The sequence below is a fragment of the Janthinobacterium sp. GW821-FHT03C10 genome (genome assembly GCF_059420865.1).
Map to the genome: position 1 here is coordinate 16,442 of NZ_JBWKUN010000012.1, position 13,710 is coordinate 30,151.

13 protein-coding genes are annotated in these 13,710 nt (G+C 65.6%); 6 read left to right on the plus strand and 7 right to left on the minus strand.

Annotated features, from left to right (window positions below; genetic code table 11):
- Window positions 1–92 precede the first annotated feature (92 nt).
- The 5 genes from AC07VH_RS28295 to AC07VH_RS28315 form a co-directional block, all read right to left on the minus strand.
- On the minus strand, window positions 93–2,948 hold the full coding sequence (locus tag AC07VH_RS28295; protein WP_494804040.1) for an ATP-binding protein: 2,856 nt from the start codon (window positions 2,946–2,948) through the stop codon (window positions 93–95).
- A 174-nt stretch (window positions 2,949–3,122) separates the two neighbouring features.
- The gene (locus tag AC07VH_RS28300; RefSeq protein WP_494789328.1) at window positions 3,123–3,578 is read right to left on the minus strand and encodes a hypothetical protein; all 456 of its coding nucleotides are present in this window, start codon (window positions 3,576–3,578) and stop codon (window positions 3,123–3,125) included.
- A 267-nt stretch (window positions 3,579–3,845) separates the two neighbouring features.
- Window positions 3,846–4,751: a ribosome small subunit-dependent GTPase A gene (gene rsgA, locus AC07VH_RS28305; protein ID WP_099665016.1), complete on the minus strand. Its 906-nt coding sequence runs from the start codon at window positions 4,749–4,751 to the stop codon at window positions 3,846–3,848.
- Window positions 4,748–5,113 carry a 4a-hydroxytetrahydrobiopterin dehydratase gene (locus tag AC07VH_RS28310; RefSeq protein ID WP_475417740.1) on the minus strand — a complete coding sequence of 122 codons (366 nt, stop codon included), beginning with the start codon at window positions 5,111–5,113 and terminating at the stop codon, window positions 4,748–4,750. The genes rsgA and AC07VH_RS28310 overlap by 4 nt, the downstream gene beginning before the upstream one ends.
- Window positions 5,110–6,390: a M48 family metallopeptidase gene (locus tag AC07VH_RS28315; protein ID WP_494789329.1), complete on the minus strand. Its 1,281-nt coding sequence runs from the start codon at window positions 6,388–6,390 to the stop codon at window positions 5,110–5,112. Before AC07VH_RS28315 ends, AC07VH_RS28310 begins: the two co-directional genes overlap by 4 nt.
- Before the next feature lie 56 nt (window positions 6,391–6,446).
- Between AC07VH_RS28315 and orn the strand changes: the two genes are divergently transcribed.
- The gene (orn, locus tag AC07VH_RS28320; protein WP_170846480.1) at window positions 6,447–7,043 is read left to right on the plus strand and encodes an oligoribonuclease; all 597 of its coding nucleotides are present in this window, start codon (window positions 6,447–6,449) and stop codon (window positions 7,041–7,043) included.
- Between the two features lie 192 nt (window positions 7,044–7,235).
- On the opposite strand, the gene AC07VH_RS28325 is transcribed toward orn, so the two are convergent.
- Both AC07VH_RS28325 and gcvA read right to left on the minus strand, forming a co-directional pair.
- Window positions 7,236–7,577, minus strand: coding sequence for a hypothetical protein (locus tag AC07VH_RS28325; protein WP_475417742.1), 342 nt, complete (start codon window positions 7,575–7,577; stop codon window positions 7,236–7,238).
- Entirely contained in the window at window positions 7,574–8,518 is a 945-nt protein-coding gene (gcvA, locus tag AC07VH_RS28330; RefSeq protein WP_034759349.1) for a transcriptional regulator GcvA, read from the minus strand. The genes AC07VH_RS28325 and gcvA overlap by 4 nt, the downstream gene beginning before the upstream one ends.
- 237 nt (window positions 8,519–8,755) lie before the next feature.
- On the opposite strand from gcvA, the gene AC07VH_RS28335 reads away from it, so the two are divergent.
- The 5 genes from AC07VH_RS28335 (at window position 8,756) to AC07VH_RS28355 (ending at window position 13,707) form a co-directional block, all read left to right on the plus strand.
- Window positions 8,756–9,655 (plus strand): DMT family transporter, encoded by a 900-nt coding sequence (locus tag AC07VH_RS28335; protein WP_230505821.1) that lies wholly within the window; start codon window positions 8,756–8,758, stop codon window positions 9,653–9,655.
- 198 nt (window positions 9,656–9,853) lie between these two features.
- Complete coding sequence (locus tag AC07VH_RS28340) at window positions 9,854–10,945, plus strand: hemin-degrading factor (protein WP_494789373.1); 1,092 nt, start codon at window positions 9,854–9,856, stop codon at window positions 10,943–10,945.
- The gene (locus tag AC07VH_RS28345; protein WP_494789330.1) at window positions 10,933–11,859 is read left to right on the plus strand and encodes a heme/hemin ABC transporter substrate-binding protein; all 927 of its coding nucleotides are present in this window, start codon (window positions 10,933–10,935) and stop codon (window positions 11,857–11,859) included. Before AC07VH_RS28340 ends, AC07VH_RS28345 begins: the two co-directional genes overlap by 13 nt.
- Window positions 11,856–12,908: a FecCD family ABC transporter permease gene (locus AC07VH_RS28350; RefSeq protein WP_494789331.1), complete on the plus strand. Its 1,053-nt coding sequence runs from the start codon at window positions 11,856–11,858 to the stop codon at window positions 12,906–12,908. The genes AC07VH_RS28345 and AC07VH_RS28350 overlap by 4 nt, the downstream gene beginning before the upstream one ends.
- A gap of 10 nt (window positions 12,909–12,918) precedes the next feature.
- Window positions 12,919–13,707, plus strand: a complete 789-nt coding sequence (locus AC07VH_RS28355; RefSeq protein WP_494789332.1) for an ATP-binding cassette domain-containing protein — start codon at window positions 12,919–12,921, stop codon at window positions 13,705–13,707.
- The last annotated feature ends 3 nt before the right edge of the window (window positions 13,708–13,710 follow it).

Genomic DNA, 13,710 nt, shown 5'->3' on the forward strand with positions numbered 1-13,710 from the left:
GTTCAATTATAAGGGTTTTGCTTTTAGATTGGAAAGACCGTCCGGGCGCGTACTTGTATAGGCAAGCATGCGCCCGGGCAAAGGGCGGCGGATTAATAGATGCTGGCGGGCGCGGCCCCGTCCAGCTGGGGCGCCACCAGGGGCAAGTCCAGGGTAAAGCGCGTGCCGGCGGGGCTGCTGGCCACCTGGATGGTGCCGCCCAGCAGGGCCGTGACGATGTTGTAGCTGATCGACAAACCCAGGCCGCTGCCGCCCTGGCCCAGCTTGGTGGTAAAGAAGGGGTCGAAGATGCGCGACAGATGCTGTTCGGCGATGCCGCCGCCATTGTCGGCGAAGACGATACGCACGCGCGCGCCATCGGGTGCGGCGGACAGGCGCATGCAGCCCGCGCCGGCGGCGCCATCGTTGGGCGCGAGGGGAAAGGCGTGCAGCAGGGCGTTGTTGATCAGGTTGGTGATCACCTGGCCGAACGGACCCGGATAGCTGTCCATGGCGATGCCGAAGTCGATCTCCATCTCGATGCGGTGGCCCGAACTGCGGATGCGGTTCATGACGGTGGCGATGATTTCATTGCTCACCTGTTGCAGGTCGAACTGGCGCCGCTGCTCGGTGGTGCGGTCGACGGCCACCTGCTTGAAGCTGTTGACCAGGTCGGCCGCGCTGTGCAGGCCGCGCATCACCAGCGCCGACGCCTTGCCCGCATCCTCGATGTAGGCGGCCAGGTCCGAGCGGCGCAAGCCGGGGCCGTTCATCAGGCGTTCCACGTCTTCCGTTTTTTGCTGCATGGTGCTGGCGATCAATAAACTGTTGCCGATCGGGGTATTCAGTTCATGCGCCACGCCGGCCATCAAGGAACCCAGGGCGGCCAGTTTTTCCTGCGACGCCAACTGCGCCTGGGCGTCTTGCAGCTGCCGGTAGGCGCTGGCATTGTCGAGCGCGATGGCGCCATACGCGCACAGGGTGCGGAAGATCAGGCGTTCGCGTTCGCCGTAGGCATGGGCATGGCAAGCCTGCACCGTCATCACGCCCAGCACGCGCTCGCCCACCGTCAAGGGCACGTACAGCACACTCTGGTTATGCAGGGTGCCGGGCACGGTGTAGGCGTGGCGCTTGGGCGGCACCTGGTCGATATACACTTCGCGCCGGCCCAGCAGGCAGCGCACGGAGTAGGCGCGTGGGTTGCTCAGTGGAATGGCGTTGTCGGACAGGGGCCGGCCCGCCTCCATGCCGTGCGCGCGGCGCAGCGCCGTGCCCGCCGCATCGAGCATGTAGACGGCAAAGGTGTTGACTGGCAGCAAGGCATGCACGTGGCGGTCGAGGACCTGGAACACGGCGCTGGCGTCCAGGTGGGTGGTGATTTCCTGGCCGATGGCCGACAGCCGCTCCAGCGTATCGCTGGTCTGCTGCAATACTTCGGCGCGGCGCGCTTCGGAGGCGGCCAGTTCGCGGTGATGATAGCCTTCCGAGCGCGCATGTTCCGTCTGGTGGTAGACCTGCATGGCGGTGGCGCGGTTGCTCGCTTGCTGGGTGTGGCTTTTTTCGCGCGCCACGCCCGCGTCGAGGGCGATATCGTAGGCGCGCGCATAGTCGCCCGCATGCGCGTATTCGCGCGCCAGCGCATCGAGCAGTTCGCCGGGCGGCACGTAGCCGTCGATCGAGGCGGCCACCTGCAGCGCCTGGTGCAGGAAATGCAGGGCGGGATTGCGTTCCTGCATGCCTGCCGGCGGCGGCAATTCGTGACGTGCATGCAGCATGGCCAGCACGCGCAGCGCGGCCACCTGGTGCATGGCGTCGCCCTGCGCAGTGGCCAGCTGGCAAGCCCGTTCGGCCGCCTGCAGCGCTTCGTCCGGGCGGTCCAGGTAAGACAGCGCATGGGCACTGCCGCGCTGTGCCATGCTGCGGAAATCGGCCTGGCCCAGCGCTTCGGCGCGCTGCGCCAGGCGGCTGAAGGCGTCGAGCGCCGTGTCGTAGTCGCCCTTGTCCAGGCTCAGTTCGCCCAGGTGGAACAGGGCGTTGGCATAGGTGCGCGCGCCCGCCACGGGGGCCAGGATGTGCAGCGCCTCGCGCAGCAAGTCTTCGGCGGCGGCCAGGCGCCCCAGCTTGCGCATGGTTTCGGCCGTATGCGTCTGGCAGGCGCCGATGCTGCGCGGCCAGCCGGTGGGGCGCGCCAGGTCCAGCGCGCACTGCATCCATTCGAGGGCCGATTCGTTGTCGTTGAGGCTGGAGAAGCAGTCGCCGATATTGATGGCGGCCGTGATCGCGCCGCGCAGCTGGCCGCTTTCCAGGGCCGCCTCATAGCTTTGCATGTAGTGGCCGGCGGCCGTGCCCAGGTCGCGCGAGGTGTGCGCCAGCAAGCCGCGGAAGTCGTGCACCCAGGCGGCCAGCGGCGCGGGCAGCTTGTCGCTGCCGTTGTCGGCCTGGAAGTGGCCGCCCCAGCGGGCCTGGGCGGCCGGCGCGTCGCGCAGGACGGCCCAGCGCGCCGTGGCCGCGTCGGCCAGGCTGGCGCGCATCGCATCGCCGGCGCCGCGCGCTTGCTGCGCCGCCGCCCGCAGTTCGGCATCGCAGCGGGTATGGTCGCCGCGGTCGACGGCGATCGAGGACAGCAGCCAGTGGGCGTCGGCGCAGCCGGCCCCATCGCCGTGCGCGTCGCAGGTGGCGCGCGCCGCCAGGGCCAGGCTTTCCGCGGAGTCGAGCGCGCCTTGCAGCCAGACCAGCTCCGCCTGCACCAGTTGCAGGCGCGCGCGCGCCTGTTCCAGTGCGGCCGCTTCCAGGCCGGCCAGCGGCAGCAGCAGATGCGCTTCCTCGCTCAGTTGACTTGCTCTATTGCAATCCCGCTGGCGCAAATGCCAGGACAGCAACAGCAGCAGCGGTACGCGCCCGGCGCCGCGCAACGGCAGCAATGCGCTTTCCCACTGCGCTACGTCATGTTCGAGCGCGAACATTTCCATTCAAGCATTCTCCCCGCAAACAGTGGTGCCAGCCTGCGACCGTACAGGCCATGCGTCATCGCATTGTAAGCTGCATTCAGGGGAATTGTTCAGTCTGCAGGACAGAATTGTGCGTCCCGCGCGGGCGCCACGGCAGGGCGTTTACCCAGCCGTGCCACCTCCAGTTGGCGGCGCCTAGCGTGACACCAGGCGGATGCTGGCGCTGCCGCTCACGGTGCTGGCGCTGCGCATGTCGGCAGACATGCGCAAGCCGGGCAGGAACTGGGCGTCGTCGATCACCACGCGCTCGCCTTCATTGCTGAAGACGAAGGTTGCGCCCTGCCTGGTGACGAATTGGCCGGGACCCGTGGGGTAGATTTCCACGCTGGGCTTTGCCTGCCATTCCCGGTCATCGATCAGGCGGCCAAAGAAGTGGGTGTCCTGCTGGTGGACTTCCAGCCGTTGCCTATTCGACAGGCGGTATTGCTGCTCGATGTCGAAGGCTTCCTGTGCCGTGACGTGATAATAGCTGCCAGAGGTGACGCGCACGCTGTCTGCGGCTTGCGGCGCCATCGCGGTTTGGGCCTGGGCCGTGCCGCCGGCAAGGGCGAAGAGCGCGGCGAGGAGGGGGAGGAAGCGTTTGGTATGCATGACACTCACCTTCGATCAGGATGACAGGATGGGTTGGAGTTAGATCGTGTGGTCGCTGGCGGGTTTCCGGCAGGGACTGGTGTCAAGTTAGCAAACGCGCCTGGCCACCGCCAGCGGCAGGCGACGGACGGCAGGTTTGACGCGTTGAAATGCCTAAAACGGCGGATGAATGGTTTTGGAATTAAAGTCGAAAAACAAGCTCGACGACAAAATGAAATTTTGTTCGCCGAGGTTTTGTTGCTGCTTTATTTGTGCCGCGGCGTATGCTTAATACAGCGTCTGCGCCGATTCGTGCAGCAGCTGGCCGTACAAGGTATGGCGCATCTTGGCGATCTTGCCTTCAGACAAGGCTTGCAGGATGGCGCACTGGGGCTCGATCAGGTGACGGCAGTTATAGAACTTGCAGCCGCCCAGGTAGGGCTGGAATTCGCGGAAGGCGCGCTCGAGCATGCCTTCGCTCAAGTGGTACAGGCCGAATTCCTGGAAGCCGGGCGAGTCGATGATGGAGCTGTTGGCGCCCAGTTCATCGAGCTTGTACAGGCGCGTGAAGGTCGTCGTGTGTTTGCCCGTGTCGAGCGCGGCCGAGATTTCGCGCACGGCGATGTCCGCGTCCGGCACCAGCAGGTTGATCAAGGACGACTTTCCCATGCCCGACTGGCCGATCAGGATCGACGACTGGCCCGCCAGCAGCGGCGCCAGGGTGGCGACCGCGTGCTCCGGTTCGGCGCGCGCCGACACTTCATCGACGGGATAGCCCATCGAGGAATACGGCAGCAGGCGCTCGCGTGCCCGTTCCAGCGAGGCCGTCACGTCCGTTTTATTCAGGATGATGCGCGCCTCGATGCCGGCCGCGTCGGCCGCCACCAGCGAGCGCGAGATCAGGTCGTCGGCAAAGCCCGGTTCCGTCGCCACGACGATGAACAGCTGCGTCAAATTGGCGGCCAGCAGCTTCGATTTGTACTGGTCCGAGCGGTACAGCAGGGTCTTGCGTTCCTCGATGCGGTCGATGACGGCCTGGTCGTTCGAGGTGCGCGTCAGGTGCACGATGTCGCCCACGGCCACATTGGTTTTCTTGCCGCGCGTTACGCATTGCAGCTTGGCGCCGTCCACGTCGGCCAGGTAATGGCGGCCGTGGGCGGCGATGATGATGCCCGTCAACTTTCCTTCACTCATGGGGCCACCTGGCTGCTCTGGTAGATGAGGTCGGCCTTGGCGGCGCAGATGAAGTCGTTTTCGGACAGGCCGCCGGCACCCTGGTTGACCGAGTGCGTATCGTAGCGCACGGCGCAGGTTTTGTAAGTAATGATGAGCTCCGGATGGTGGTCTTGCGTATGGGTCATATAGGCCAGGGCGTTCACGAACGCCAGGGTCTGGTAGTAATTCTTGAAGCCGAAGTCGCGGCACAGCTTGCCATTTCGCACGCTCCATTGCGGCAGCAGGGCGTGCAGGGTGGCAATATCCGTGTCGCCCAGCGCCTGCTGGCGCGGCGCGCAGGACAGTTGGGCCAGGTCTTGCGAAGTCGATGGCGTATTCATGTCGTAGCCCCTTTCAGGTGGCGGATGCGCACGCTGGCCGGCGGGTGGCTGTCGTAAAAGGCCGAGTGCAGCGGGTCGGGCGTCAGGGTCGACGCATTGTCTTCATACATTTTCACGAGGGCCGAGACCAGGTCGTCCGCTTGCGTGTGCGTGGCGGCGAAGGCGTCGGCTTCGAATTCGTGCTTGCGCGAGCTGAGCGAGGTCAACGGTCCCAGCAGGAAGGTGAAGACGGGCAAGGCCAGCATGAACAGCAGCAGCGCCAGCGCGTCCGTCGGCTGGCCCGTCAAGGCCAAGGCCACGGGATCGACGCCCAGGCCCGCATAGAACCAGGGCTGCGTCTTCAGGAAGCCCAGCAGCGCCAGAAAGCCCAGCGAGATGACGAACATCATGGCGATGCGCTTGACGATGTGCTTGAGCTTGAAATGCCCCAGTTCATGCGCCAGCACAGCCTCGATTTCCTGCGGCGCCAGGCGCGACAGCAGGGTGTCGAAGAAGACGATGCGCTTGTTGGCGCCAAACCCCGAGAAATATGCATTGCCGTGGGCGCTGCGCTTCGAGCCGTCCATGACGAACAGGCCTTTCGAGGCGAAACCGACGCGCTGCATCAAGCCTTCGATGCGGCTTTTCAGGGATTCGTCGGCCAGCGGCGTGAATTTGTTGAATAGGGGGGCGATGACGGTGGGAAACAGCACCATCATCAGCAACTGGAAGCCGCTCCAGACGAACCAGGCGTACAACCACCACAGGCCGCCCGACTTGGCCATCAGGGTCAGCACGACCCAGATCAGCGGCAGGCCGATGGCCGCGCCCAGGCCCACGCCCTTGAGCATGTCCGTGAAGAACAGCTTGCGCGCCATGGTGTTGAAGCCGAAACGTTGCTCCAGCACAAACTGGCGGTAGTAATCGACGGGCAGGTCGATCAGGCCGGAAATGACGGCAAAGGCGGCGATCAGGCCGATCTGGTACAGCATGGGCGAACCCGCTCCCATCCATTCATTCAGGTGCAGCGCCAGCCATTGCAAGCCGCCCAGCAGGGTAAAACCGATCAGCACGGCATAGTTGACCAGCAAGGTCAGCAGGCCGAACTTGGTCTTGGCCACCGTATAGTCGGCCGCCTTCTGGTGCGCGGCCAGCGGGATCTTTTCCGCGAATTCGGGCGGGACAGCCGCGCGGTGGGCCAGCACGTGGCGGATCTGCCGCGAAGCGAGCCAGAAGCGCACGGCCAGGGTCAAAACGAGGACGGATACAAACAAAATCGAAAACGCGAGTGAATACATTCTGTGCCTGTGAGAAAATGGCTGATTATTTAGTTTGATTAGGCCAAGAGAGAATTATGTCACAAGCGACCGACTTAACCGCATCCACCCCCGCACCTGCCGTCCCGGCACGTCCCAACGAGATGAACCTGGTCTGGGTCGACATGGAAATGACGGGCCTGGAGCCCGATACCGACCGCATCATCGAGGTGGCGGTGGTGGTGACGGACATGCACTTGAACCTGCTGGCCGAAGGCCCCGTGTTCGTGATTCACCAGTCGGATGAAACCCTGAACAAGATGGATGCCTGGAACAAGGGCACGCACGGCCGCTCGGGCCTGATCGACAAGGTGAAGGCGTCGACCGTGACGGAAGCCCAGGCGGAAGCGGAACTGATCGCGTTCCTGAAGAAATACGTGCCTGCAGGCAAGTCGCCCATGTGCGGCAACACCATCGGCCAGGACCGCCGCTTCATGGTGCGCGGCATGCCGAAGCTGGAAGCGTTCTTCCACTACCGTAATGTTGACGTATCGACATTGAAAGAGCTGTGCAAGCGCTGGAAGCCGGAAATCGCCACCGGTTTCAAGAAACACCAGAAGCACACGGCGCTGGCCGATATTCTGGAATCGATCGAAGAGCTCAAGTACTACCGCGAGCATTTCATTAAGCTGTGATGGGGTTGTCGGCTTACGCGCTGCGCGCTAAGCCGACCTACCTGCTCTGGTCGGTTTCTCCGGTTGCTTTCCGGGTGTTGTCGGGTTACGCGCTGCGCGCTAACCCGACCTACGGGTCATTGCAACCGCTGGCGCAGGTCGGCGTAGGTCGGATTAGCGCAGCGTAATCCGACATGGCGATGGCCCCCGAACCTATCCGCTCGTCCCGACGGCAAGGCTGTGCCAAACTCCATCCTCACCCCGCCACTCCAGCGTAAACGGTCCCGTTTGCCGCAAGTCCGTGATCCATACGGTGTCGCCAGGCTGGCGGAAATACTCCACGCACTGGCCGAACGGCTGTCCCAGCCGGCACAGCACCAATCCCTCGCCCGCCACGGCGCACCATTGCTCATGAATATCGATCAAGGCCACGGCCGGGTCGCCATAGAATTCGCCCAGGCTGGCGTGACGCCCATCGGCGGCCAGTACCCTGGCGTGTTCGTATTCGTGCTGGACGATATATGCGGCGCTGCGCGCCAGTTCGTGTGTCGTCATGCGGTCTCCACGGTAGGCCAGACGGTTTCCTGGTCGGCGCGCGCCTCGGCGATCAGCCATTCGCAGAACGCGTGCACGAGGGGCCGCGTTTCCGCCTGGGGCGAACGCAGCAGATAATAGCAGTGGGGGCCGCGCACGGCGTGTTCGAACACGCGCACCAGGCGGCCCGAGCGCAGATCGTCGCCGATCAGGGGGCTGGCGGCAATGGCCACGCCCTGGCCGCTGGCGGCCGCGTCCAGGCATAGATAGGTGTGTGAAAAGCGCGCGCCGCTGTTGCCGCTATTGCCGCTGTAATGCACGCCGCAGCTGTGCAGCCAGCGCGTCCAGTCGATTTCGCCTGGCAGGTGCACTTCCGGCTCGTCGTGCAGCAGCGGATAGCGCAGCAGGTCGGCGGGCTGGCGCAGGCTGGCCGCGTTGGCGCGGAAATCGGGGCTGCAGACGGCGGAAAACCATTCTTCCATCAATAAATCCACTTTCAGGCCCGGATAGCGGCCCGGTCCCAGGCGGATGGCCACGTCCACGCCATCGCGCGCCAGGTCGACCGGGTGCATCGACGCCAGCACGCGCAGTTCGATCTGCGGGTAGCGGTCGCGCAGGCGGCCCAGGCGCGGCATCAGCCAGCGCGAGACGAGCGAGCTGGTGGCCGTCACCGTGACGACCTTGTCGTCGCCCTGGCGCCGTGCCTGCTCGGAGACGTCGGCCAGCTGGTTGAGTATCGGCCCCAGCGAGGCCGCATAGCGCTGGCCGGCGCTGGTGAGCACCACGCCGCGCGGCAGGCGCTGGAACAGCACGATACCGAGCCACGCTTCCAGCTGTTTGACATGGTGGCCGATGGCGCCGGCCGAGACGTGCAATTCTTCGCCCGCGCGCTGGAAGCCTTCATGGCGGGCGGCCGCCTCGAAGGCGTGCAGGGCGGCGAGCGGTGGCAAGGGACGTGACATGGCGTTCTTAAGAGAAGTGAGCCTCAGTAATATTCGGCCTATCCGTGAAGAATATTGGTTTGTTTCATTTTGCGCAAGCGAATATGATGCCGTCACTGCGTGAATTGACCCGCAATAGGATTCACGCATGCACATCTCCCGGCCTGGCTGGGCATTTATATTTACAACGTTACAACGCCTGGAAAACCGTCGCGCTACGCAGCAGGTTTGCCCAGGCGTACTCAAAGAGGTTTAGTCATGTCTGATCGCCGCGCCGTTGCGCTGGTGTTGCTGTCGGCTGCCGGTTTCGGCAGTTCCGCCGTGTTTGCCAAGGCGGCCTATGCGTCCGGGGTCAACCCGTCGACCATGCTGGCCTTGCGTTTCGTCATCGCCGCCATGCTGTTGCTGCCGCTCGTGTGGCTCGGCGGCTGGCGTTTGCCGCGCGGCCGCCTGCTGGCCGGCTACATGCTGATGGGCCTGATGTACACGGCCCAGTCGCAAGGCTATTTCAATGCCCTCATGTATGCTAGCAGCGGCCTGTGCGGCATGTTGCTGTATGTGTATCCCGTGCTGGTCACCATCCTCGCGCTGGCCCTGGGCTGGGAAAAGCTGGACCGGCGCATGCTGGTGCTGATGGCGCTGGCCATTGCCGGCATGGCCATCACCCTGGGCGGCAAGCTGCAGGGCCAGCCCATCGGCATCGCCCTGGCCCTGATGGCGGCCGGCGTGTACGCCGTGTACATCCTGTTTGGCAACAGCCTGTCGAAAAGCCGCGAGAATATTCACCCATTGGCCGCTTGCGTGGTGATTTTGGGCACGGCGGGCCTGTCGAACAGCGCGATTGCCTTGTGGCAGGGCGTTTCCCTGCCGGGCACGGCGACGGGCTGGCTGGCCGTCAGCGCCATCGCCCTGTTCTCGACGGCCATCGCGATCGCCGCCTTCTTTGCCGGCGTGGCGCAGATCGGCGCGGCCAAGGCGTCGATCATTTCCACCTTTGAACCCGTCATCACGATGGCGTTCGGCGTGACCTTGCTGAAGGAATCCGTCAGCGGCACGCAATTGCTGGGCGGTGCCATGGTGCTCGCCGCCGTGGTCTTGCTGGCGCAGCGGCCCGCGCCCAAGGCGGCGGCCATGCCGGCCGTGCAGGCCAGCGCCTGATCCTGTTTTTCCCGAACTGATCGGTTGTCTCGATCGGTCTCCTTTGCGCCGCGACGGGTTTCCTGTCGCGGCGCTTTTTTTATGCGCGCACAAATAAGACTTGATTGCGAATGATTCTCATTTATAATCGATGTCAAGATTCCCCCACCACCAGCCAGCCCATGCCAGCCAGTGTTCGCCTTGAAAGGAGACACCGTGTTGAGCACGTTCCCTATTTGCAATACCGAGCTGGTCGCCAGCGAATTTGCCCGCCTGCGCCGCGAAAAGAAGGCCCGCCACCGCGACATCGCCGAGGAACTGGGCATAGCCGAAGGCGAGCTGATCGCCGCGCATGCGGGCCTGTCGTTGGCCGATGGCGCCTTGCTGGGCGCCGAGCGCCTGCAGGCCGACTGGCCCGCCATCATCGCCGCGCTGGAGCCGCTGGGCGAAGTCATGGCGTTGACGCGCAACGTTTCGTGCGTGCATGAAAAGACGGGCGTTTATCGAAAAGCCAGTCACAACAACCATGTGGGCCTGGTGCTGGGCGGCGACATCGACCTGCGCGTGTTTTACCGCCAGTGGGCGCATGGCTTTGCCGTTCGCGAGATGGGCGAGCACGAGGTGCAGCGCAGCCTGCAGTTTTTCGATGCGGCCGGCCATGCCGTGCACAAGATTTTCCTCAAGCCGCAAAGCGACCTGGCCGCCTACGACGCGCTGGTGACGCGTTTTGCCGCCGCGGACCAGGCGGCCGGCATCGCCGTGACGGCACCGGCGCCGCCGCCGGCCGAATTGCCCGACGCGCAGATCGACGTGGCCGGCTTTCGCGCCGCCTGGGCCGACTTGCGCGACACGCACGAATTCTTCACTTTGCTGAAAAAATATGCGGTCTCGCGCCTGCAGGGCCTGCGCCTGGCCGAAGCGCGCTTCGTGCAGCAGATCGACAAATCCTGCGTGCTCGACCTGCTCAACGATGCCGCCCTCGAAAAAGTGTCCATCATGGCCTTCGTCGGCAATGCGGGCATGATCCAGATCCATTCGGGGCCCGTGCACAAGATCGCCGTGATGGGGCCATGGATCAATGTCCTCGACCAGCGCTTCAACCTGCATTTGCGCGAAGACCATATCGCCAGCGCCTGGGTGGTGAAAAAGCCTACCGTCGATGGCCTGGTGACGTCCGTGGAACTGTTCGACGCGAAGGGCGACACCATCGTCATGTTCTTCGGCGAACGCAAGCCGGGCGTGCATGAATTGTGTGAATGGCGCCATATCGTCGACAGGGTGGCGCGGGAGGGCGAACTATGCGCCGCATGATCGCCGCCAGCGTGGCGCGCCGCATCGCGCTGAAAAAAATGGGGGCGGGAGCATTGGCCCTGGCCGCGCCGATGCAGGTGCTGGCGGCAGTGACCGACGCGGGCAAGCCGCTGGCCAAGGCGCGGCGCATCGTCAGCGTGGGCGGCGCGCTGACGGAAATCGTCTACGCGCTCGATGCGCAGGGCGAACTGGTGGGCGTCGATACGACTTCGCTGTATCCGGCCGTGGCGCAGCAGCTGCCGCAGGTGGGCTATGCGCGCACCCTGTCGGCCGAAGGCGTGCTGTCGCTGGCGCCCACGCAGCTGATCGCTACCGAGGAAGCGGGGCCGCAAGCGGTGCTGCGCCAGGTGCGCGACGCTGGCGTGCCGGTGGCGGTGCTCAGCGCGAACAACCAATTCGAAGGCTTGCTCGAACGGGTAAAACAGGTGGGCCGGATCACGGGCCGCGCCGACCCCGCCGCGCGCCTGACGCAAAGCCTGCAGCAGCAGTGGAGCGGCGCCCTGGCCAAGGTGCAGCAGCGCCAGCATGCGCCCGTACGCGTGCTGTTCATCCTCGCCCATGCGCCGAACCAGGTGATGGTGGGCGGGCGCGAGACGGGTGCCGACGCCATGCTCGCGTATGCGGGCGCCGTCAACGTGATGGGCGGGCAGGGCGGATTCGCCGGCTACAAGCCGCTGACGCCTGAAGCCGTGATCGCCGCGCTGCCCGATATCGTGCTCGTCACGGACCAGGGCTTGAAAGCTTCGGGCGGCGTGGACGGCATCGTGAAACTGCCAGGCCTGGCGCAGACGCCTGCCGGGCGCAAGCACCGCATCGTCTCGCAGGAAGCCATGCTGCTGCTGGGCTTTGGCCCGCGCATGCCGCAGGCGCTGGCCGAACTCGGCGCTGCTTTCGCCAAAGCCATGGCCGCATGAACGCGGCTTCCCTGGACTCCGCCGCGCCCTGGCGCTGGCCGCCCTGGGGCACCGGCGGGTTGCTGGCCGCCGCCCTGGCTTGCGGCTTGCTCGTCGCCGTGCAGGCGGGCGCCGTGCCCGTGACCTTGGCCGACTGGCTGGCGCCGTTTCAAGCGGGCGACGCGGCGCTGTCCGGCGGCGCGTACGTGCTGTGGCATATCCGTTTGCCGCGCGCCCTGTTCGCCGCCCTGATCGGCGCCGCGCTGGCGCTGGCCGGCGGCCTGACGCAAGGGCTGTTCCGCAATCCGCTGGCCGATCCGGGCCTGCTGGGCGTGAGCAGCGGCGCCGCCTGCGCGGGCGCGGCCACCATCGTTTTTGCGGCCAGCCTGCACGTGGCGCCGGAACTGCGCGTGTGGCTGCTGCCCGCCGCCGCGTTTGCCGGCGCCATGCTCATCTGCGTGCTGCTCGACCGGGTCGCCCGCTGGGCCACGCCCGGCTCCATCGTCGGCCTGCTGCTGACGGGCGTGGCGCTGAACGCCATCACGGTGGCCGTCATGGGACTGTGCATCTACCTGGCCAGCGACGATCAATTACGCACCCTGACTTTCTGGACATTGGGTTCGCTGTCGGCCGGCAGCTGGCGCCAGGTGGCCGCTTTGCTGCTGGTGCTGGCGGGTGCGCTGTGGGCCACGCGATTCCTGATGCGTTCCCTGAACGCGCTGGCGCTGGGCGAGGCGCAGGCGCTGCACGTGGGTATCGACGTGGCCCGCTTGCGCACGCAGGTGATCGTACTGGTGGCCGTACTGACGGGGTTTGCCGTCGCCTGGTGCGGCGGCATCGGCTTCATCGGCCTGATCGCGCCGCACCTGGTGCGCACCTGGCTGGGCGCGGACCAGCGCAAGGTGCTGCCGCTGGCGATGCTGATGGGCGCCTTGCTGCTGCTGTCGGCCGATACCCTGGCGCGCACGGTCGCCATTCCCGCGGAAGTCCCCGTCGGTATTTTCACGGCCTTGCTGGGCGGGCCATTTTTCCTGATGCTGCTGCGGCGCTTCCGCCACGGCACCGCCTGAAAGGATGCGCATGACGCCTTTATTGGAACTCACGTTCGCCACGACACAACTGGGCCAGCAGTATTTCGGCCCCTTCAATGTGCGGGTGGCGCCCGGCGAGCGCATCGCCATCCTCGGCCCCAGCGGCGCGGGCAAGTCGACCCTGCTCAAACTGATGGCGCGCGAACTGCATCCGCAGGCGGGCCAGGTGGCGTTCGCGGGCCGGCCGCTGGCGCAGTGGCCGCTGGCGGAACTGGCCCTGCGCCGCGCCGTCCTGCCGCAAGGTTCGAACGTGGCTTTCGGGCTGCCGTGCGAACTGGTGATCGGCCTGGGGCGGGTGGCGCGCCTGGCCGACCCGCAGCTGGAACGGATCGTGCAGGACGCGGCCGCCCTGGCGCATGCCGCGCATCTGTTGGGGCGGCGCCTCGACACCCTGTCCGGCGGCGAGCAGGCCAGGGTGCAGCTGGCGCGCATCTTCGCGCAGATGTGGGATGTCGAAGATGGCTTGATACTTGTCGACGAACCGCTGGCGGCGCTCGATCCCGGCCTGCAGTTCGAGCTGCTCGACAGCCTGCGGCAGTTCTGCGCCGCGCGCGGCCACGCCGTCATCGCCATCCTGCACGATATCAACCACGCCTTGCTGGGCTTCGAGCGCCTGCTGCTGGTGCGTTCCGGCCAGCTGGTGGCCGATATCGCCAGCGATGCCGGCGCCGTGCCCGCCCTGGCCGCGCTGTACGGCATCGCCCTGACGACGGCGACCAGCAGCGACGGCGACGTCTGCGTCATCCCCGCCAGAAGCGCGGTGCGCAGGGCCGCCTGACTC